The sequence below is a fragment of the Bradyrhizobium sp. AZCC 1693 genome, from assembly GCF_036924745.1.
In the GTDB taxonomy this organism is placed as follows: Bacteria; Pseudomonadota; Alphaproteobacteria; order Rhizobiales; family Xanthobacteraceae; genus Bradyrhizobium.
In genome coordinates, this window is record NZ_JAZHSD010000001.1 from 1185955 (window position 1) to 1203960 (window position 18006).

The 18006-nt window shown below is 60.4% G+C and carries 22 protein-coding genes and 1 tRNA gene; 16 read left to right on the forward strand and 7 right to left on the reverse strand.

Translation table 11 applies throughout. From position 1 onward, the window contains the following. Window positions 1–160: 160 nt before the first annotated feature. Together V1293_RS05890 and V1293_RS05895 are read right to left on the reverse strand one after the other, a co-directional pair. The gene (locus V1293_RS05890; RefSeq protein ID WP_334507498.1) at window positions 161–922 is read right to left on the reverse strand and encodes an SIR2 family NAD-dependent protein deacylase; all 762 of its coding nucleotides are present in this window, start codon (window positions 920–922) and stop codon (window positions 161–163) included. 146 nt (window positions 923–1068) lie between these two features. Next, the gene (locus V1293_RS05895; protein ID WP_334507501.1) at window positions 1069–1305 is read right to left on the reverse strand and encodes a hypothetical protein; all 237 of its coding nucleotides are present in this window, start codon (window positions 1303–1305) and stop codon (window positions 1069–1071) included. Between the two features lie 188 nt (window positions 1306–1493). Between V1293_RS05895 and V1293_RS05900 the strand changes: the two genes are divergently transcribed. From V1293_RS05900 to V1293_RS05910, 3 genes are all read left to right on the forward strand, one after another. Continuing rightward, window positions 1494–1661 (forward strand): hypothetical protein, encoded by a 168-nt coding sequence (locus V1293_RS05900; protein ID WP_247521254.1) that lies wholly within the window; start codon window positions 1494–1496, stop codon window positions 1659–1661. An 846-nt stretch (window positions 1662–2507) separates the two neighbouring features. Then, the gene (locus V1293_RS05905) at window positions 2508–2654 is read left to right on the forward strand and encodes a hypothetical protein (protein WP_334507505.1); all 147 of its coding nucleotides are present in this window, start codon (window positions 2508–2510) and stop codon (window positions 2652–2654) included. 245 nt (window positions 2655–2899) lie between these two features. Beyond that, a complete protein-coding gene (locus V1293_RS05910; RefSeq protein ID WP_334507507.1) occupies window positions 2900–3094 on the forward strand; it encodes a hypothetical protein in 195 nt (64 codons plus the stop codon). Window positions 3095–3151: 57 nt separating this feature from the next. On the opposite strand, the gene V1293_RS05915 is transcribed toward V1293_RS05910, so the two are convergent. The 3 genes from V1293_RS05915 to V1293_RS05925 all read right to left on the reverse strand — a co-directional run bounded on the left by V1293_RS05915 (window position 3152) and on the right by V1293_RS05925 (window position 3819). Beyond that, complete coding sequence (locus V1293_RS05915) at window positions 3152–3307, reverse strand: hypothetical protein (RefSeq protein ID WP_334507510.1); 156 nt, start codon at window positions 3305–3307, stop codon at window positions 3152–3154. 65 nt (window positions 3308–3372) lie between these two features. Continuing rightward, the gene (locus V1293_RS05920) at window positions 3373–3582 is read right to left on the reverse strand and encodes a putative quinol monooxygenase (protein WP_334507512.1); all 210 of its coding nucleotides are present in this window, start codon (window positions 3580–3582) and stop codon (window positions 3373–3375) included. A gap of 81 nt (window positions 3583–3663) precedes the next feature. Then, window positions 3664–3819, reverse strand: a complete 156-nt coding sequence (locus tag V1293_RS05925) for a hypothetical protein (RefSeq protein WP_334507514.1) — start codon at window positions 3817–3819, stop codon at window positions 3664–3666. 255 nt (window positions 3820–4074) lie between these two features. Here V1293_RS05925 and V1293_RS05930 point away from each other — a divergent pair, with 255 nt between their 5' ends. From V1293_RS05930 to V1293_RS05940, 3 genes are all read left to right on the forward strand, one after another. Further along, on the forward strand, window positions 4075–4233 hold the full coding sequence (locus tag V1293_RS05930; RefSeq protein ID WP_334507517.1) for a Flp family type IVb pilin: 159 nt from the start codon (window positions 4075–4077) through the stop codon (window positions 4231–4233). A 321-nt stretch (window positions 4234–4554) separates the two neighbouring features. Then, complete coding sequence (locus V1293_RS05935; RefSeq protein WP_334507518.1) at window positions 4555–5007, forward strand: VOC family protein; 453 nt, start codon at window positions 4555–4557, stop codon at window positions 5005–5007. A 250-nt stretch (window positions 5008–5257) separates the two neighbouring features. Next, window positions 5258–5905, forward strand: coding sequence for a glutathione S-transferase family protein (locus V1293_RS05940; protein ID WP_334507521.1), 648 nt, complete (start codon window positions 5258–5260; stop codon window positions 5903–5905). 88 nt (window positions 5906–5993) lie between these two features. Here the strand turns inward: V1293_RS05940 and V1293_RS05945 are convergent, their stop codons facing one another. Both V1293_RS05945 and V1293_RS05950 read right to left on the reverse strand, forming a co-directional pair. Further along, window positions 5994–6242 carry a porin gene (locus tag V1293_RS05945; protein ID WP_334507523.1) on the reverse strand — a complete coding sequence of 83 codons (249 nt, stop codon included), beginning with the start codon at window positions 6240–6242 and terminating at the stop codon, window positions 5994–5996. 36 nt (window positions 6243–6278) lie between these two features. After that, window positions 6279–6539, reverse strand: a complete 261-nt coding sequence (locus tag V1293_RS05950; RefSeq protein ID WP_334507525.1) for a PilZ domain-containing protein — start codon at window positions 6537–6539, stop codon at window positions 6279–6281. A gap of 229 nt (window positions 6540–6768) precedes the next feature. On the opposite strand from V1293_RS05950, the gene V1293_RS05955 reads away from it, so the two are divergent. From V1293_RS05955 to V1293_RS06000, 10 genes are all read left to right on the forward strand, one after another. Continuing rightward, a tRNA-Glu gene (locus tag V1293_RS05955) sits at window positions 6769–6843 on the forward strand. A 1104-nt stretch (window positions 6844–7947) separates the two neighbouring features. Then, window positions 7948–8601, forward strand: coding sequence for a PEP-CTERM sorting domain-containing protein (locus V1293_RS05960; protein ID WP_334507527.1), 654 nt, complete (start codon window positions 7948–7950; stop codon window positions 8599–8601). 133 nt (window positions 8602–8734) lie between these two features. Beyond that, on the forward strand, window positions 8735–9004 hold the full coding sequence (locus V1293_RS05965; RefSeq protein ID WP_334507530.1) for a hypothetical protein: 270 nt from the start codon (window positions 8735–8737) through the stop codon (window positions 9002–9004). Between the two features lie 475 nt (window positions 9005–9479). Continuing rightward, window positions 9480–10712 (forward strand): Zn-dependent hydrolase, encoded by a 1233-nt coding sequence (locus tag V1293_RS05970; RefSeq protein WP_334507533.1) that lies wholly within the window; start codon window positions 9480–9482, stop codon window positions 10710–10712. Between the two features lie 14 nt (window positions 10713–10726). Continuing rightward, window positions 10727–11938 (forward strand): MFS transporter, encoded by a 1212-nt coding sequence (locus V1293_RS05975; protein WP_334507536.1) that lies wholly within the window; start codon window positions 10727–10729, stop codon window positions 11936–11938. Between the two features lie 115 nt (window positions 11939–12053). Further along, complete coding sequence (locus V1293_RS05980; RefSeq protein ID WP_334507538.1) at window positions 12054–13091, forward strand: PrsW family glutamic-type intramembrane protease; 1038 nt, start codon at window positions 12054–12056, stop codon at window positions 13089–13091. 114 nt (window positions 13092–13205) lie between these two features. Then, window positions 13206–13790, forward strand: a complete 585-nt coding sequence (locus V1293_RS05985) for an HdeD family acid-resistance protein (RefSeq protein WP_334507540.1) — start codon at window positions 13206–13208, stop codon at window positions 13788–13790. Window positions 13791–14010: 220 nt separating this feature from the next. Then, a complete protein-coding gene (locus V1293_RS05990) occupies window positions 14011–15096 on the forward strand; it encodes a 3-deoxy-7-phosphoheptulonate synthase (RefSeq protein ID WP_334507542.1) in 1086 nt (361 codons plus the stop codon). Window positions 15097–15779: 683 nt separating this feature from the next. Beyond that, the gene (locus V1293_RS05995; RefSeq protein WP_334507544.1) at window positions 15780–16265 is read left to right on the forward strand and encodes a hypothetical protein; all 486 of its coding nucleotides are present in this window, start codon (window positions 15780–15782) and stop codon (window positions 16263–16265) included. Window positions 16266–16526: 261 nt separating this feature from the next. Continuing rightward, window positions 16527–17891 carry an OpgC domain-containing protein gene (locus V1293_RS06000; protein WP_442894332.1) on the forward strand — a complete coding sequence of 455 codons (1365 nt, stop codon included), beginning with the start codon at window positions 16527–16529 and terminating at the stop codon, window positions 17889–17891. The last annotated feature ends 115 nt before the right edge of the window (window positions 17892–18006 follow it).

Sequence of the window (18006 nt, forward strand, 5' to 3'; positions counted from 1 at the left end):
GCCGTCGCGGACCGGAACACGCGCCCTACCATGACCATCACGATAACGCAGCGCGAATCTCTCGAATCAAAGATAACACTACCGACTGCGGCGCATAGCTAAAAAAAACAAAATTGCGGGGGCTATGAACAGGCTTGCACAACCGCGAATCAATTGGCGATCAATTGCCTACGAAAGGTCCGAGCGTTTCCCCGATGTCGTAACGGATCACCAGATCAGCGACATCGTCCTGTTCTGTCGGCTCATTGTTGATAATGACCAGCTTCGCGCCGCAGTTCCTGGCCATCAGCGGAAAACCTGCGGCAGGCCAAACGACTAGCGACGATCCGATCGCCAGGAACAGGTCGCATTGCTGGGCCAGTTCGGTGGCGCGGCGCATCGCGTCTTCCGGCATCGCCTGTCCGAACGAGATCGTCGCCGTCTTCACCGGCTCCTCGCAGATGGTGCAGTCAGGCGCGCTGCCGGTCTCTTCGAAACACGCCTTTACCCAAGGAAGATCATAGGCATGTCCGCAGCCGATGCAGCGGGCATAGGTGGTATTGCCATGCAGCTCGACGACGTCATCGGCCTTGAAGCCCGACGCCTGATGCAGATTGTCGATGTTCTGGGTGATGATCGCAGGCGTCTTGCCGGCCTTGTAGAGCGAGGCCAGCGCGCGATGCCCGCGGCTGGGCCTGGCCGCTGCAAAGGTCTCTTCCATTGCAAAGCGCCGCCGCCAGGCCTCGGCCCGCGCGTCGGCGCTGGAAACGAATTCGTCGAACGCGATCGGGCGGTTACGGGTCCACAGGCCGCCGGGCGAGCGGAAATCCGGAATGCCGCATTCGGTGGAAATGCCGGCTCCGGTAAAGGGAACGATACACGCCGCTTCGGCGATCATGTTGCCGAGCCGCTCGACGCCGCTGCGCAAATCCTTGGCGATCACCGCTGACTCCGAAACTGTTGGGCCGCGCGGACTATAGCACGGCCGTTCGGATTGCCAGATCGATGCGCCCTGCCCGGCGGGCAGCATGCGCATCTTCAGGACGGTCGTATCAAGCCACCTTGGGCACGCGTATCAGGCCGCCCTGATCATGCTGCTTTGGCGACCTGTTCCTTCGGCTCTTTGGCTTCTTCGGTCTTCTTCGCCTTGGGCGCGGGTGCGCTTTCCGCCTTCTTTACCGGCTTGCCGTATTGGGCCAGTTTTTCCAGTTCGGCTTCGAGCTCGGCGCGGCGTGCAGCGACCTTCTCGAACAGCTTGTCGGTGGCGTTCTCGCGCAGGCTTGCGAGTTCTTCGATACCAAGTGAATCCAGATCGATCTTTGCCATTGGAACCTCCCGTTTGATCTTTCGCTAACGGGAACCCGCATGAGCGACAAGAATGCGCCACAGCTTATCCACCGCCTTCGCTTCGCAATGGCCGGCGATCACAATGCAGCAACCTCGCTTCCGCATTCACGCCCCATTCGCGCGCGCCAATGATGGCGGGCGCGAATCAAACATGACACGGACGGGCGATGACGGAGAAGGAAGAAAGACTCGCGCGCGACCGCGCCGAAATCGCAGCGCGCGTCGCGAGCTTCAGGGAAACCCAGCAGAAATTTGAACGCGAGCGCGAGGAGTATTACGAGACGACCTTGGCCAATGCGCTGAACGGATCCAGCCGGCCCTCGTTCTGGCGTTGAGGCGGAACTGCAGAAGCTTGCTTCGCTGTCATCGCGGAAAGAGGTCAGGTGGAACCGCAAAAGAATTTCGCCAGGAACTTTGCGATAGCGGGAACGAAGCCGATGTCTCGACTTTTTTTCAAGTGCCGTAACCTTGCGAGAGGTGAAAGCACGAGTGACCCCGTCCACATTTTCGAATGTGGGCGGGGTTTTTCGTGAGCAGACGGTCTGCGGCCACACGTGATCGCGAGCCATGCGATCGAGCGGGTCTGATCATCGGATTACGCGGGAACTAACCCGGCCCTTGCGGAGTTTATTTCCGGGGAGAGGTGCGTCATGCCCGTGTGGTTGGAAATTCTGATCAATGTGATGGGTTATGCGGGCTTCATCGCCATCGCAACCTATCACCGATCGCCAAGCAACAAATTGCCGGACCGTTGAGCGCCGAGCCGTCGGTTTGCCCGCGTTGTGAAGCCATCCCTATCGCAACCTCAATTCCACACAACGCGATTTGGGTTTTAACCTAACCGAGTAGGGTTATCCGCGTTTCCGCAAGGGAAGCGTTGCGGCGGCGGTCGCCGCGTCCGCTTCGGTTATCCGCAGCACCGCGTGCCCGAGATGAAGCGCAGCAACCCAGCCCCGATCACGGCGGCCGAAAAAAAGACTCCTTTTGTTCTGCTGGAACGAACAGGGGGCGCATTTTCCGGTGCGGTCTCCCCGTTAACATACCGTTACCTCGCCGCCTCCTCCCTCAGCCATCCGATCGATCCCGCGCGGATTTGCCGTCCCTCATCCCGCCATGTCCGATCCCGTGCCGAACGTCGAACCTTTTTGGCGCCATCCGTACTCATCTAAAAAGGTGCTGCGATGACCCAAGCCGACCACTATCGAGAGCAGTCCAACAGAGCCCGCCAGCTCGCCGAGGCCGTCAAGGATCCGGAAGCCTCGAAGAAGCTGATTGAGATGGCTGAAGAGTTTCGCCTCTACGCCGAGCGGCTGGAAGAGACGCACTAGGCTATTTCGGTGCCGACTGACGTTGCGTGGGGCCTTCAGGTTTTCGTTTTTGCGCGTGCGCCTGACGCGACCGCGTGTCCTCCGGATCAGGCTTTCGCTCGAAAACGCCATAAGTTTTTTGACGCCGGTCATGGAAACTTAAGCCTCCATTTACCGAACCTCCCTGAAATGCTGCGCCGTTAACCCAACCTCTTTACAAAGCGTAAATAGCCGCCTGACAGGGTTTGGCCCAGGAGGGTCAATCCATGGTCATTTATCCAGTACCGGTTGAAGTGACGCAGGCCAGAATACAACTCGTCGTCGATCAGAACGCCAAGGCGCCACCGACGACGATCAACCAGGATCTTCAGGCCGTCTATCACGCCAAGGCAGCCGCCGTGGAAGCGGCCCTTGCGGACGTGCCGCCCGATGAACCGTCCCTGCTGGACGTCAAGGTTTGACCTGACGGGAAATACCAATCTTGCGCCGAGGGCCAGACTGCGTCCGGCGCTTCGCTCTCACGCTCGCCATGCAAGCTGTTGCGCGTGCACCACGCCGAGCGTCAGCAGGCCACCTATGCCGGCGAGCACCACCAACCCTGCGAACCAGATCCATTGCGGCCTCTCCTTGTAAGCGAGGAAGGCGGAGCAAATCGTACACACAATCGCCGGCATATTCGCGACCAATAAACCCATGCCAGCATTTCAACCTCCCGAAGTGAAGCGGATGTGCAGAAGGGCTAGCGCCCCATTCCGATGAAATCGGAACGGGACTCTAGCATCCATCGCAATGGCTTTCCGTGCACCATCGGGTTCTGGCAGTCGACATGCACGTCATGCGAGATGCAGCCCGGCTCCTTGCGGGAGCGCTCAACATGCTCCAGGCACGAGCGGAGCACATCGTCGAAAGTCTCCTCGCGCGCCAAAATGCTGCCAGTTACGAGAATCATGCCGAGCCCCGTCCGCGTCCACCAACCGCCTGTCCTCGGAAAGGCTCCGGTCATTGCGCATCGAGGCAGGCAGATGCTTCGTTAATGCAACAGGCGCGGTACGACAACCGATACCGCCAGCAATACGCCGAGGCTGCTCACCACGGACAATTTCATCAGAGCCGTCCTGGCGTCGGTAATCGGAAGCACGAAAAAGAAAATCATCGCGAGAATGAGCACGCCGTAAAGCAAGTACATGGTTGATCCCTCCGTTGGCGCCACGATGGAGGGAGAGCCCAATCGCGTATGTGTGAGGGATCACGCTGGTGACGCAGCGCTCGAGCTCGGCAAAAGACATCGGCCTGAAAACAAGGCCGCGCCCGAACGCGATTGAATTGCAAGTCGGCTCCGGGGGCCGCAACTCCAATAAATCTTGCAATTTTACGCTTTTGGTTGTCTTGACAGCAACTTGGGAGTGCCACGCTATTTCCGTCAAAATTCGAGAGAAAATGAATGCTTGGAAAGTTTCTGCGCAACGAGTCCGCCGCCACCGCAATCGAATACAGCCTCATCGCCGGATTTATAGCCCTGGCCATTATCGCTGGCGTCGGAATGACCGGCGAAAGGCTCCTCGCACTGCTCGGAAGTCTCCTGACTGCGTTGACGGGCTAGGTTACGACTAAAATCCTGGAAAGGATGGGGATGCGAGACCGGCCCCTTTTCTGGACGGTCGAAAAAGCCGTAGTCGTTGAATTTCAGCGCGACGGCGTTACGCAGCCGGAGAGGTTACGACAGCGGCTGTCGCAAGCGCAGCAACGGTATCTCGGGCCATAGTAGTAACCGTTGTTGTAGACATTGGCCCCAAAGCAAGAAGAACAGCGCCGTAACGCATGGCACGCAACACCCTGCCCCTTCCTGCATTTTGCTGCTATTGAGTGCCCCGAGCGCCAATCCAAAGCAAAATCTCTGACTGTTCTCAGGAGGACAACAAACATGCGCTATCTCCACACCATGCTGCGCGTCCGCAATCTCGACACCGCGATGAAGTTTTACCGGGATGCGCTGGGGCTGAAGGAAGTACGCCGGGTCGACAACGACAAGGGCCGGTTCACGCTGGTGTTCCTGTGCGCGCCCGAGGACGAAGGCCTGTTCAAGGCTGCTCCCCAGAACCGCGGCGCGCCGCTGGTCGAACTCACCTACAATTGGGACGAGGAGAAATACGGCGAGGACCGCCATTTCGGCCACCTCGCCTACGAGGTCGACGACATCTACGCCACCTGCGACCGCCTGATGAAGGCCGGCATCACCATCAACCGGCCGCCGCGCGACGGCAATATGGCCTTCGTGCGCTCGCCGGATCTGCATTCGATCGAGCTCTTGCAGAAGGGCGAACCGAAGCCGCCGGCGGAGCCGTGGGCCTCCATGCCGAACACCGGCCACTGGTAGGCCGCGTGCCTATTCCGGTGATCATTCTGCTGTGGCTGTTCTTCGGCCGCTGACCGGCCGAAATAGCCACGCGTTAGGCGAAGACGGGCTCTGTCGCACTGCGGCGGAGCCTGATTTTTGCAGGTCGTGTTTTTGCAGGTCTTGTTTTAGGTCTTGTTTTTGTAAGTCTTGAGCCCGCGCGAAGTGCGCGCTTTTTCGTCAATCTTCAGCTATTAACGGCCAATCGGAAGATCAGCGGGAGAGACAACGCGTGACCGACAACAAGAAACAACAACTCACGATCTGGGGCCGGGCCAATTCGGTCAACGTGCAAAAAGTGCTGTGGTGCTTAGCCGAGCTCGATCTCGCCTATGAGCGCATCGACGCCGGCATGCAATTCGGCAAGAACAACGAGGCGCCCTACCTGGCGATGAATCCGAACGGCCGCGTGCCGACGCTGGTGGACGGCGATTACGTGCTGTGGGAATCCAATTCCGTGATGCGCTATCTCTGCATGGCCTATGGCGCGAATTCGCCAATCTACCCCTCACAACCGAAAGCACGCGCCGGCGTCGATCGCTGGCTCGACTGGACGCTGTCAACGCTGCAGCCGGTCGACCGGCCGGTGTTCTGGGCGCTGGTGCGGACGCCGGTCGAAAAGCGCGATATGGTCGCGATCCAGAAGGATGTCGACGCCGAGGCGGTGGTGTGGCGAATCGTCGAGGCGCAACTGGCGACGCGGCGTTTCATCGAAGGCGATCAGTTTACGGTCGCCGATATCGCGCTCGGCGCCTATGCGCGGCGCTGGCTCGGCGTCGAAGGCGTCACCAAGCCGAAACTGCCGAACCTCGATCGCTGGTTTGCGCAGTTCGCGGCCCGCCCCGGCTTTACGCAGTTCATCGCGCCGCCGATGACGTAAGCGCTTTGAATCTCGTCGTGCCCGAGGCAAAAGCGCGAAGCGCGTCTTCGCGCAGATGTTCCAGGCATGACGAAAGTTGCGACGCTTGTCAGCGCGAGCCGCTGGACACGCCGGCGCCGACGCTCACCGCGCCACCGATTTTCATGCAAGTGTTGGTGCCTTCGATCTTGACGAAGCCCGCGCCGTACTCCGCGCAGGCGTTGGCCGAATTTGAGCGCTTCAGCGGAAGCTGCTTGCCCGAAATTGCCGTGTCGGGCTTTTGGGAGCGGGGCTGCTCGGCGGCCGCGGCAACCGACGGCAACACCACGGCAATCATTACAAGGAGGGATTTTCGCATCCCGCCTTTTATCGCCGCTTGCGGATCGATGCCAGATTAGCGGACGAACTTGACGCCGACCGATTTGCCGCGGCGCCAGACCACTTCGCAGCGGCGTCCGGTCCTGGCGTCGCGCGAAAACGCCAGCCGCAACTTTGTCGGCAGCGAGTTGGGGTCGCCGATCGTGACCTTCGCCCCCGTTGCGGACAGATCCTGCACCACGCACTGCCGCGCGGCAAAACCGCCCTCGAGCGTGATCCACCCGGGCTGACTCAATGATTTGCGCGATTCGCGCTTTTTGCTCGATAGCAAGGCCATGTCGGAACTTCCCCCGACACCAATCCTACGCCCTGCGGCTTTAAAATCCGTTGCATCCCGCTATCGCCCCTGGGCGTCGAAGGAGCCGAAAGACGCCATTTTCGAGCGACTTGCCCACCCGGCCAAACGCCACTATACGTTCGCCCGTCGCCGCCTCCATGGAACATGGACGGCAGGCGGCCAACACGGCCTATCAAGCACATAACGCATTGATTTTCCGGTTGTTTTTGCTCCCTTCGTCTATCGGTTAGGACGCCACCCTTTCACGGTGGAGAGAGCGGTTCGATTCCGCTAGGGAGCGCCATCACGTTCCAAACACTTTCAAAGCCCAAGGCCACCATTTTCAAGGCTTAAGGGAACCATTTTCCCAGCCCAAGTTCCATCCGCTGCATAAGTCCGGAAAACGGACATCAGTGCGTAAGAGTGAGGGACAGGAAAATGGATATGGCCGCTATTGCAATCACAACATGCGTCGCGCTTTACCTCGCACTCCGCCTGACGTTGCGGGTCTACTTTCCGCCAGATACCTGATCACGCCTCCTCGCGAGGCTCGGGGATCATTTGTGCGGGGACTGAAAATTGCCAACCTCCCCAAGGTCGTTGACCCGCCAGCGGCCTCTCAAAAACAAGCTCGCGACAAAACAGGGATATCCTGACGTTTCCGCTGTTGCCGGCGGCTTGATTGCGCCGGCCGGTGCATCAGGGGGGACTTTACTCTCCTTCAGGCCGCGCCTCTGCGCGACCGCCCGCGAGCACGCCATTTCCTGGCGATCAGATAAGAGGGACAGCCAAGAAAGAGCCCAACGTCGCCGATGTATATCGCGACCAAGAGCGTGAATTCGAGCGGCGCGCTGGCAAGCGAGACAGGGGTCGAGCCCGAAATGGCATGCGGTGTTCCTCTCAAAACCATGGCAAGCAGCTGACTTCCTGCAAAGAGACCTATCGGTAAGCCGATTCCCCGCGCGACGCGGCCCTTCCCAGCGGGCAGCTTTCGCCCCGGCCTCGCTCGCGCTCTTCAATGGGGCGCGTGTTTCCGGCTGCGCGATATCTATCACAAGGCAGCAGCACCGACAGCCCCCCGCTGAAGGAACGCTCGATCGCACGCACAACGGGAAGATTGTGTATTCATTATAGGGCGCCTTCGCATTTAATATCACATCCCAAACGGGCTAATTAAATAAACGCCAACGGATTGCAGTAGACGCGAATACACCTAGAGCGAGCGCCCATAGTCAGACGCAAGAAAGCTATAAAACAACCTACAATCGCTTAAATATATTTCTGGTGCGGTACGATGGTAGAGTTAAACTCCTTTATTAAATTTTAATGAATGCTATAACTCGGGAAAAGCTGGCAAAGAAAGCCGGCAGGGAATATTTGAATTTCGGTTTATTGGCAGGAGTAGGCGATGAAAAATCTTCATAAGGCGATGGTCGTAATTTCAATCTCGGCGGCGGCCATGGTCAGCGTTTCGGCGGCTCGCGCCGACATTGTTTCGAGCACCGCGTCGAGCTGGCAAACCAGCAGCACATCGTGGAACGTCGACACCAACAACGACAACGTCAGCAGCTTCACTGCCCATGTGGGTACCGAACTCATCAACATTTCCACAGTCGGTATCGTGGACACGGGAAGCGGGAACGCAACGGCCACGCCGGGGACTAAAGATACTCTCTTCACATCGATAACGTTCGACCCCACCAACAACGTGTTCACGTCGTTTTCCTTCCAGGGGCAACTCGCCATCCTTGGCGATATCTTTGTCGAGGTGAATGACAACTTCGGCAATACCTTCACCTTCACCAACGTCCCCAAGAGCTCAGTCTTCGGACCGTTTGGGGCGGCCGCCGTTGCGGGCACCGGCCAGTACATCGACAAGGTCAAGGTCTATACTACGCTCCCCGAAAACTTTAACTCCATCAAGCTGGTCGATTTCGGCAACTACACGGTAGCCGGCGCGGTGCCGGAGCCGTCGACCTGGGCAATGATGATGCTCGGCTTCTTCGGCGTCGGCTTCCTGGCTTATCGGCGGAAGAATCAAGGCAGCGTTCGCCTGGCCTAGCTCTGCACGTCATATTGTTGGCTGTGGGCAGGCCGCCGGCAGGCGGCCTCTCTACGGTCAACGAATTCTGATGCGTTGCACTACCGTCCGATACACGTGCCCTCCGGCCCCGGCATCGTCCTGGGAGGATCGTATGCATCGAGACCCCCGCGCGAAAGAATTGGCTAATCTTAAAGAAGCGCTCGCGAACTTCGAGCACCAGCTTGATGCATTCGAAGCCCGGGTCGGATACCGATCGAAGGCCCCTCGAGTTCAGTGTCTGGCGTCGATCGATCCTCATCTGGCGTCGACCAATCCTCAAATTGCGTTTGCCAGTGCGGTCGTCGCGGCGATGAAGAATCGTCTGACCGAAGGCCGTGCCATGGCCAGCATGCGGCAAGGCGAACTCTCCCAGCGCCGCTAGACGCGACTTTCCTTTACGCCTTAGCAAGGTCGCTTCGGTTCGCGCGCCGCCCGCGGTCGAATACCACTGGCGCGCCGCCGCCGTTCGGCCGATCGGCGGCCATGGCGCTCCCACGACGTCAGGGCCATTTCCTGCACACACAGCACTTTTCCGCCCGCACAACTCGAACTATTTCCTTTATGATGCGGTTGAGTGATTGAGTATCTTCCCGCAAGGGCCTGAACCTCTCACACGTTCACGGAAAAAATGCGCAGCTACACGCTAAAGGAAAAGGCGAAGATAACCGCTGGCGCGGTGGCGGCGCTCGTCATCGTAGCATGGCTTGCGATTTTCGCGTTGGCGTTGTTGTCGGGGTGATTAATCAACGCGGCTGGCGACGATCACGGAACTTTGTTCTACTTCCGCGAAGACGTCAGGAACTTTGTTCTCCTCCGGAGAACTACGGAAGAACAAGAAACCGCAGGTACGCGAATCCATGAACGACAATCTCTCACGCGCCGATGGCGCGCGTGTTCTTGCCGATCTGCACGCGCTGCGCGCAATCGGCACGTACAAGACCGGTGTCCACAAGCCGACGTTTTCGGAACCGCATCTGCGTTCCCTGCAGTGGCTGGTGCAGCGCCTTCCCGAGGCCGGCCTCATGGGCGAGATCGACGGCATCGGCAATGTCCTCGGCACCAGCACGAAGCCCGGGCCGAAGCTGCTGGCAGGGTCGCATCTCGAAAGCCAGAACCACGCGGGCTGGCTCGATGGACCGCTCGGCGTGGTCTATGCGCTCGAAGCTGCCCGCGTCATCAATTCCGATCCGAACACGAACGGCGCGGTAGAAGTTGCGTCCTGGTGCGACGAGGAAGGGCACTTCGGACACTTCCTCGGCAGCCGCTCCTATGTCGGCGGCGTCACCGAATCCGATATCGATGCGGCTTGTGACCGCAACAGCGGCAAGGGCATGCGTGACGCACTGCGCGACGCCGGCCTCGCCGGCCGCGGCCGCGCGCGCTACGAACGCGGCCGGCATATCGGATATCTCGAAGCCCATATCGAACAGGGCGAGACGCTCGAAAGCAGCGGCTTCGGAATCGGAGTAGTCACGTCCATCGTCGGGATCTGGCAATACCGCATCACGTTTACGGGCGAACAGAACCACGCCGGCACCACGCGGATGGCCATTCGCAGGGACGCAGGCCTCGCGCTCGCCAGATTTTGCGTCGAGATCGACGAGCGCTTCCCCGCGGCCTGCGGCCCACGCACGGTGTGGACCACCGGCCGCATCACCCTCGATCCCGGCGCGCCCAGCATCATCCCCGGCGCGGCGGAAATGCTGTTCCAGATTCGCGACGACGATCCGGCCGTGATTGCGCGGCTGGAGGATCTCCTCCGCAGCATCGCCGCGGAGGTCGACAAGCAGGGCCGCTGCAGCGTCGCGGTGGAGCGCATTCGCACCGGTGCCCCCGCGCTGATGGATGGATCCTTCCAGCAGGCTATCGAACAGGCCAGCGCAGCCTTTGCCGGCGGCAGGTCACTGCGCATGCCGAGCGGCGCCGGCCACGACGCCCAGATTCTCGCGACCGTGATGCCGGCAGGCATGCTGTTCGTGCCCTCGATCGGCGGCATCTCTCACCACTGGACCGAAAACACCGCCGACGCCGACATCGTCACGGGGGCCGAGGTCTTTGTCGAAGCGTGCCGGCTGCTGTTGGCGCGGTGAGACCGAAGGACGACATGGCTGCTGGCACGAAGCCGACTTATTCGATCAGGGATATTCCACCGAGCGTATGGGTCCTCGGTTTCGTCTCGATGCTGATGGACGTCTCGTCGGAGATGATCCACGCCCTGCTCCCGATCTACCTGGTTTCGGTGCTTGGCGCGTCGATGGTGACGGTCGGAATCATCGAAGGCATCGCCGAGGCGACCGCCTCCATTACAAAAATATTCTCAGGCGCGCTCTCGGACTGGCTCGGCAAGCGCAAATGGCTCGCGGCCGCCGGCTACGGTCTCGCGGCTTTCACCAAGCCGGTCTTTCCGCTGGCGCCAACCATCGCCTGGCTGGTGGCGGCGCGTTTCGTCGACCGGATCGGTAAGGGCATTCGCGGCGCCCCCCGTGACGCGCTGGTGGCGGACCTCTCGCCGGCCGAGCTGCGCGGCGCGAGTTTTGGATTGCGCCAATCGCTGGACACGATCGGCGCCTTCACAGGCCCCCTGCTCGCCATTGCCCTGATGTGGTGGACATCAGACAACTTCAAGGCCGTGTTCTGGGTTGCCGTGATTCCCGCCTTCCTGGCGCTGGCGTTGATCGTCTTCGCCGTGCGTGAGCCCGAGCGGCCGGGGGAGCTGCGCACCGTGCGCAATCCGATCAGCCTGCCCGAGATCAAAAACCTGGGGGCTGCCTATTGGTGGGTAGTGGCGGTGGCGAGTGTGTTCACGCTGGCGCGCTTCAGCGAGGCGTTCCTGGTTCTGCGTGCCCGGAATGTCGGACTGCCGATCATGCTCGTGCCTGCCGTGCTGGTGGCCATGAACGTCGTCTATGCCGTCGCGGCCTATCCCGCCGGCGTCATCTCGGATCGCATCAGCCGCACCGCCGTGCTGGCGGGCGGCATGCTGTTGCTGGTTGCCGCTGATATCGCGTTGGCCCTGCTGCCGTCGCTCGGCGGGGTTGCGCTGGGCGTCGTTCTCTGGGGTCTGCACATGGGCCTGACGCAGGGGTTGCTGGCCGCGCTCGTGGCGGACACCGCGCCGGCCGAGTTGCGCGGCACGGCTTTTGGATTCTTCAATCTGCTCGGCGGTCTGGCGATGCTCGCAGCCAGCATCATTGCCGGCAGCCTCTGGGACATCGCGGGGCCGCAGGGAACATTCCTGGCCGGCGCAGGGTTCGCACTGGTCGCGCTGGCGGGGTTGCTGATGGTCCATGGCAAGATCGGCAGCAAGGCCGCATAGCCGGAGGCCCGGATTTCGAAATTAGGCTTGGCGACAACGAGTCGCGTTCGGCTTTTCTTGCAAACAACTGAATTTGCGGCCATTTGAACGTCTGACGAGGTAAAGTGTTCCCCAGATGTTGTTGCTTCAGGCCCTCCCCACATCGATCGGCGTTGCCGCCATTGCGCCGGCGTTGCTGGTGCTCTGGCTCGTCATTGCCGCCGACGAGCGCCCCGGCCCGCCCACGCGGGTATGGCTCGCTTTCATACTCGGGGCCGCCAGCATTTCCTTATTGGGAATTGCGCGCGCCCCGTTTGCCGCGATCCTTGCGGTGCCGGGAAACCCCTGGATGACGCAGGCCCTGCGTTCGATCTTCGGCGTCGCCGCACCCGAGGAGATCGTAAAAGTCCTCGTGATCATTGCGGTGTCGGTGCGGCGGCGTATGTTTGCGGACCCGATGGATACCGTGGTCTACGGCGCGGCCGCCGGCCTCGGCTTCGCGGCTTACGAAAACCTCGCTTATCTCGTGCAGCACTCTGACATGTGGCGATCGCTGGCCGCGTTGCGCAGCGTGCTGACGGTACCGTTTCATGGGGCGCTCGGCATTATCGCAGGCGCCTATATCGCGATCGCGCGAGCCGGAACGGCGCTGGGCGCACACCGCCATCATCGCGACTGGGCCCGTATCTCGAGCTGGTGTCTGGCGCTGTTCGCGCCGGTCGCATTGCATGCCGCATTCGATTTTCCGCTGCTGACATTGCAGAAGCATCCGGATCTCGGCCCCACCACGCGAATGCTGCTCGGCGCAGCCAGCCTGCTGATCGGATTCAGTTCAATCGGATTTGCCATTCGGCTGGTGCGGCGCGTCGGCCGCCACCATGCGCCGCGCACCGAGATCGCGCGTGAGCGGCTGAGCCAGTTGCGGCGAATGTGGGCCCTGCTGCTCGTGGGCAGCGGTGCGGGCTTTGCCGGCGCGGCTTTCGTGCTGACCTCGCTCCATCACTGGTTCGTCAATCCCGACCGCAACGCCTCGCTGCTTCTGATTCCACTCGGCCTGACCTCCATTCTGATCGGCTTGGCGTTGTTGCTGGCGACGTCGGCGGTTTATGTGTTCGGCCGTAACCGCATCAGGACGTCCTCGGAGGGATTTTCGTCCGCGCCCGAGCCGGGCTGAACGTCACCCCTTCGTCGTTGATCTCGCTCAAGGCCTGCGAACAAATTTTACCCGCGGGCGGCGTACGGGCTATATTGGACACTCCATCGGCGCGGCAGGCATCGGGAGTTTCCAATGACCCTTCCCCAGGATATCCCGCCAGACATCGGCAAGCTGCAGTCTGAGATGAACGCCGCGGTGAAGGCGCACTGGAAAGCCTTCCTGTTCGAAGGCATCGTGCTCGCTTTGCTCGGCCTCGCTGCGATGATCGTGCCGCCGCTGGCGAGCCTCGCCGTCACCATCTTCCTCGGCTGGATGTTTCTGATCAGCGGCATTGCCGGGCTGTTCGTCACCTATTGGGCGCGGCAGATGCCGGGCTTCTGGTGGTCCTTGTTTTCCGCGGCGCTCGCCGTTCTCGCCGGCGGGATTCTGCTGGCGCGGCCGGTGCAGGGCATCCTCACGCTCACCATCGTGGTCGGCGCGTATTTTCTGGCCGAAGGCGTCGTCACCATCATGTACGCGCTGGAGCACCGCCGCGAGTTGTCGGGGCGCTGGTCCTGGCTGCTGATTTCAGGGGTGATGGACCTGTTGATCGCGTTCATCATCGTCGCAGGCCTGCCGGGTTCGGCGGAATGGGCGATCGGCCTGCTGGTCGGGATCAACCTCGTGCTCGGCGGCGCATCGCTGGTCGGAATGGCGCTCGCCGCGCGCCAATCCTGACGCCGCCGATTATGGGATGACAAGCCCTGATAGCTGCGCTATAGAACCGGCCATGATCATGATCGCCACCAGCAGCTTTTGGTATTTTAGCTACGACAGCTCGCTGGCGGTGGGAGGATCGCGCTCAATCTGACGAATTGAAGCATAAAGTCCGAACAGCCGCCAAACCTGGCGGCTTTTTTATTGGCCGGCAGGTTCCCAACGAACAGGAGCCACAGCCGTGTTGAGCACCACCGACGATCTTCGAATTAGCGAACTGAAAGAGCTGAGTACGCCGCAAGAGGTGATGCGTGAGATACCACGCACCTTGACCGCGACGCGGGTGGTGATGGCGGCGCGCAACGCCATCCACGCCATCCTGAACGGCACCGACGACCGCCTGCTGGTCGTCGTCGGCCCCTGCTCGGTCCACGATCCCGTGGCCGCCGTCGAGTATGCCGAGCGGCTCGCCGCCCTGCGGGAAAAGCTCGCCGACCGCCTCGAAATCGTGATGCGCGTCTATTTCGAGAAGCCGCGCACCACGGTCGGATGGAAGGGGCTGATCAACGATCCCAATCTCGACGGCAGCTTCGATATCAACCGGGGCCTCAGGCTTGCCCGCAACGTGCTTTCGGCCGTGAACAATCTCGGCCTCCCCGCCGGGACCGAATTCCTCGACATGACGACGCCGCAATACATCGCCGACCTGATCGCATGGGCGGCGATCGGCGCGCGCACGACGGAGAGCCAGATCCATCGCGAGCTGGCTTCCGGGCTGTCGTGCCCGGTCGGCTTCAAGAACGGCACCGACGGCAATGTCCGCATCGCCGCCGACGCCGTGAAGTCGGCCTCGCATCCGCACCATTTCATGGCGGTGACCAAGGGCGGCCGCTCGGCGATTGCGGCAACGACCGGCAACGAGGACTGCCACATCATCCTGCGCGGCGGCCACACGCCGAACTACGACCGGGACAGCGTCGATGCCGCGTGCCTCGAACTTGCCCGTGCCGGCGTGGCGCCGCGGCTCATGATCGACAGCAGCCATGCCAACAGCAGCAAGAAGCCGGAGAACCAACCGCTGGTCGTCGCCGATATCGCCCAGCAGATCTCGAACGGCGAGCAGCGCATCGCCGGTGTCATGATCGAGAGCAATCTGGTCGCCGGCCGCCAGGACGTGGTGCCGGGCAAGCCTTTGACCTACGGACAGAGCATCACCGACGGCTGCATCGACTGGGAGACGACGGTATCCACGCTGAACGTGCTGGCCGATGCGGTGGAGACGCGAAGGAATGCGCAGTCGCAGGAATTTCGCGAGCGGACAGCCTAGCGTGCAGGACGAATGAACGTGAAGCAGGGTACGCATTTGCGCGCCCTGCTCCAGTTCCCATGGAAGCCGCGCTGTAGCGCCGATACGGAGACCCGGCGGTCGTTCTTGTGTGAAATGATGTGGTCCCTCCCTCATGTTACCTCTTGCAAAACGCATCAGCGCCCCTGACAAATTTCGTTCATCGGCCAAAAAACTTTCAACACTATCTGCCAAAGCAGAAATTCTTTCTCGCTCTGCGTGTCATGCGATCTGGCCTTCTCGCGCGCCACTGCCGCTTCGATACCCGATCGGTTTGTGAAACCTCCACGCGTTCATAATTCGTGAATTGTGTTTGCTCTTGATAGGATCATGGTGCGGGCAATCGATCAGGTCGCGTGTGGCTGACTCTAACGTGCAGCCAATGGATGCCTCGTTACGCATCTCGCACTACTCGCTCGACAACGCAGCGACACGCAAGGATTCGAGCCGAGCTGACACGGTTCCAAAGGGTATCAGTCAGCCCCACCTGGCATCTTTTCCACGACACGTCCGCGCGGCTGCTTGAACCCGTTCCCGATGGTGCGGCATCGTCATTAGCTACTCATCGAAGTTTCGGGCTTGGTACGCAGGCAGTTGCAGCGATCGGCGTTGGTGGTGAATGACCACATTTCGCCGTCAGGGTTCTGCGACGTCGCGACGCCACGATGGCCGCCAATGTCTCCTCTCCGGGAGGAAAAGACATTATGAAGCGTTCGCCTGTCTTCTTCCTGGTGGCGGCTGCGAGCTTCGTCGTCATATGGCTGGCTGCCGGGTTTGTTCTGGATGCCGATCTGCATTTTGCAAAGCCGGATGCCACTACACCAACAGCCGTACCTTCCAAGGCCCTAGCTCCCGAGCCTTTCAAAACGACGCACACCGCTAGCCCAATGTCGACCAGGATACTTGCACTGGATCGGGCCAAGCATCTCGATTTTTGGACCTCCGTTCTGAAATATAAAAAGCAGGCCTGCAATGTTGTCGTTCGGACCAGGTATCAAGGCAGAACCGAATCTGGGGTCGATAGCTGGAGCATTGGCTGTCGGGACGGCAACAAATATTCGATAAGTATTAACCCGGACGCGCAGGGCCCTGAAGCGGAGTTTCCGTTTGCACTCTGCTTTGGAAACGCTTTCACCCGAACTGCTGAATAGCGCCGGGTCAATGAGGTGCATTTCGGCGTTTCCGACATCGCCTTTTCATGCCAGCGCAATCCGCTGCGGCGGCGCCTCGTCGCCCAACGCACGAGAATGATCATGACGATGACCCGATCGCGGCGCGAAACGGTGGTTTTCAAGCACCCATTCCGGATCGCAAGTATCGAACGACTATTACCGGCGGGCTCATATGAGGTTATTACCAACGAAGAGTCGATGGAAGGCTCGTCATTTCCGTCCTATCGGCCCGTCACCACTATGATGATGGTGCCTGCGTCGGCGCCCCGCAGCTCTTTCGAGATGGTAACGATCAGTTCGCTAGATCTGTCCCATTCTCGGCAGCCGATGCGATGGCGCCCCGATAGTGACGCACCTTTCGACCTCGACAAGCATCGCGGTAGAGTTGCGCCGAACACTGACACTTGCCAGACGCCGGCGGAGATCGAACGCAATGCCAAGGTGTTGCGCGGTCGGCATCTGCAACTTCAACCCGAGCTGCTCGCGACACCTGCGAAGCCATTGGTTGGCGCGCTACCGGAGCTGAAAGAGCCTGGCCGGGACCTGCGCATCGATGCTTGCCGCGGCATCGCGCTCTGGTTCATCTATCTCGACCATATCCCCAACAACATCGGAAGCTGGCTGACGCTGCGGAATTACGGCTTCAGCGATAGTGCGGAAGTGTTCATGTTCGTCTCGGGTGTGACCTGCGCGCTGGCCTACGGCAAGGCACGTTCGCGCGACGGCTGGACCGGCGTGATCAGTCGTACGCTATGGCGAAGCTGGGACATATATGTCGCATTTCTGCTGCTCACGCTGGCTTGCGCCATCATGGTTTACCTCGCAGGCGGCGGCAGGGTTGCCGACGAGAGCAATACGCGCATTTTATTGGAACATCCCGGTGCGACGCTCGCGCATGCGGTGATCCTGCAATACCGCCCAGTCAATGCCGACGTCTTGCCGATCTTCGTGGTTTATCACCTTCTTTTCGCGCCGCTATTGTGGCTGCTGCTGCGAGCGCCGAACCTGACGCTCGGCGCCTCGTTGTTGCTCTATGCGCTGGTGCACGTCTTCGGCTGGACCGTTCCGGCATGGCCAAACAACGTCTGGTTCTTCAATCCGCTAGCCTGGCAGTTGCCGGTTGTGCTTGGCGCGTGGTGTGTCACGGGGGGCAAGAGATTCTGGCCGTTGGTGACGTCGCGCACGGCGCTTGTACTTGCCGTTCTCTATTTGGCTTTTAGTCTGATGATCGCATTGAGTTGGAGCATCAAACCACCGGAAGCGCTGGTCCCACAAGTGCTGCCGAAGCTACTTTATCAGGTGAACAAATCGGATCTCGATCCGTTGCGATTGCTGCATTTTTTTGCCCTTGCTATTTTGGTGGTAAGGCTCATACCTCGTAATTGGCCAGGATTGATGACGCCGGTGATGCGCGGGGCGATCCGCTGTGGCGAGAACTCCCTGGCAATTTATTGCCTTGGCGTTCTGCTGGCGCTTGCCAGCCACATAGCGCTGCTCAATATCTCAGATGCGCTTGCGATGCAGATCGCGCTTAGCCTCGCTGGCATCATGGTGTTGATCGCGGCCGCAGCGCTGCTTAACTCGATTAGGGTCAAACCCAAGTAGCAAACAACCGTTGGTTTGAAGACGACGATTTCTGATGGCAATGAGGGCTGTAATCTTGATCCGGAGCGTGGAGGCATAAATCCGGGTTATTTCTCCTCCGAATGGATGATTACCC

Coding starts and splice junctions, on each gene's coding strand:
- V1293_RS05930 (WP_334507517.1), top strand. CDS start 4,075: ATGCTTGGAAAGTTTCTGCGCAACGAGTCCGCCGCCACCGCAATCGAA.
- V1293_RS05925 (WP_334507514.1), bottom strand. CDS start 3,819: ATGTACTTGCTTTACGGCGTGCTCATTCTCGCGATGATTTTCTTTTTC.
- V1293_RS05900 (WP_247521254.1), top strand. CDS start 1,494: ATGACGGAGAAGGAAGAAAGACTCGCGCGCGACCGCGCCGAAATCGCA.
- V1293_RS05920 (WP_334507512.1), bottom strand. CDS start 3,582: ATGATTCTCGTAACTGGCAGCATTTTGGCGCGCGAGGAGACTTTCGAC.
- V1293_RS06000 (WP_442894332.1), top strand. CDS start 16,527: ATGATGATGGTGCCTGCGTCGGCGCCCCGCAGCTCTTTCGAGATGGTA.
- V1293_RS05950 (WP_334507525.1), bottom strand. CDS start 6,539: ATGGCCTTGCTATCGAGCAAAAAGCGCGAATCGCGCAAATCATTGAGT.
- V1293_RS05980 (WP_334507538.1), top strand. CDS start 12,054: ATGTTGTTGCTTCAGGCCCTCCCCACATCGATCGGCGTTGCCGCCATT.
- V1293_RS05945 (WP_334507523.1), bottom strand. CDS start 6,242: ATGCGAAAATCCCTCCTTGTAATGATTGCCGTGGTGTTGCCGTCGGTT.
- V1293_RS05965 (WP_334507530.1), top strand. CDS start 8,735: ATGCATCGAGACCCCCGCGCGAAAGAATTGGCTAATCTTAAAGAAGCG.
- V1293_RS05895 (WP_334507501.1), bottom strand. CDS start 1,305: ATGGCAAAGATCGATCTGGATTCACTTGGTATCGAAGAACTCGCAAGC.
- V1293_RS05915 (WP_334507510.1), bottom strand. CDS start 3,307: ATGCCGGCGATTGTGTGTACGATTTGCTCCGCCTTCCTCGCTTACAAG.
- V1293_RS05970 (WP_334507533.1), top strand. CDS start 9,480: ATGAACGACAATCTCTCACGCGCCGATGGCGCGCGTGTTCTTGCCGAT.
- V1293_RS05985 (WP_334507540.1), top strand. CDS start 13,206: ATGACCCTTCCCCAGGATATCCCGCCAGACATCGGCAAGCTGCAGTCT.
- V1293_RS05960 (WP_334507527.1), top strand. CDS start 7,948: ATGAAAAATCTTCATAAGGCGATGGTCGTAATTTCAATCTCGGCGGCG.
- V1293_RS05910 (WP_334507507.1), top strand. CDS start 2,900: ATGGTCATTTATCCAGTACCGGTTGAAGTGACGCAGGCCAGAATACAA.
- V1293_RS05935 (WP_334507518.1), top strand. CDS start 4,555: ATGCGCTATCTCCACACCATGCTGCGCGTCCGCAATCTCGACACCGCG.
- V1293_RS05995 (WP_334507544.1), top strand. CDS start 15,780: ATGGCCGCCAATGTCTCCTCTCCGGGAGGAAAAGACATTATGAAGCGT.
- V1293_RS05905 (WP_334507505.1), top strand. CDS start 2,508: ATGACCCAAGCCGACCACTATCGAGAGCAGTCCAACAGAGCCCGCCAG.
- V1293_RS05975 (WP_334507536.1), top strand. CDS start 10,727: ATGGCTGCTGGCACGAAGCCGACTTATTCGATCAGGGATATTCCACCG.